We start from the raw sequence: 616 nt of genomic DNA on the forward strand, positions 1-616 counted from the left end.
TTGGAGTTTTGTGTTAGCAGCCCATCATAAACACTTTTGACTACGTGTAATTCGGTATGACGGAAAGTCTCTGCGGGATCGATATTTGAAACCCACGGATAAGAAGAAATGAGAATGGCGTTTTTAGACTCATTCAGCTCGTTCACTTTTTCCGATGCAATCGTAAGCGAACGAACCGCCGTTTGGCCGAACCAATCGATAAGCTTTGTTATCGAATTCATTCTGCCCCTAGCAAGCTCTTCCACCAAAAACTCGGTCATCGCTTGTTGCAAAGTAATGGTGATACTCAAGCGGCTTGGGTTGCTTCGCCCAATCGCCGGTTGCCAATCCACCCAACCGTAAGCCGCCAGCTTTTTCATCACAATGGAAACGTTACGTCTGGACGTGCAAATCACAGATTCGAGTTCGCTAAGCGTCACTAAATGATGCTTATGCGGTTCAAAATGTTTGAGCAGAAAATCTAAATATCTAAGATTTACATCGTTCACAGTGCTTCCTGAGCGTTTTTCTAAAAACCAAAAATAACACAGGAAGCTTAGTGACCAAACTTCCTGTGTCATATCTATATGAATTCAAACTGAGGGCTTAACTGAACAAACAACAGCACACCGCTTGG

Annotated in this window: 1 protein-coding gene; it reads right to left on the reverse strand. The window is 43.5% G+C overall.

What is annotated here, in order from left to right:
- On the reverse strand, window positions 1–488 hold a 488-nt coding region (locus R8O11_RS29100), incomplete at its 3' end, for an SgrR family transcriptional regulator (protein ID WP_318195106.1).
- Between the last annotated feature and the right edge of the window lie 128 nt (window positions 489–616).

The organism is Vibrio sp. 1288 (assembly GCF_033344475.1).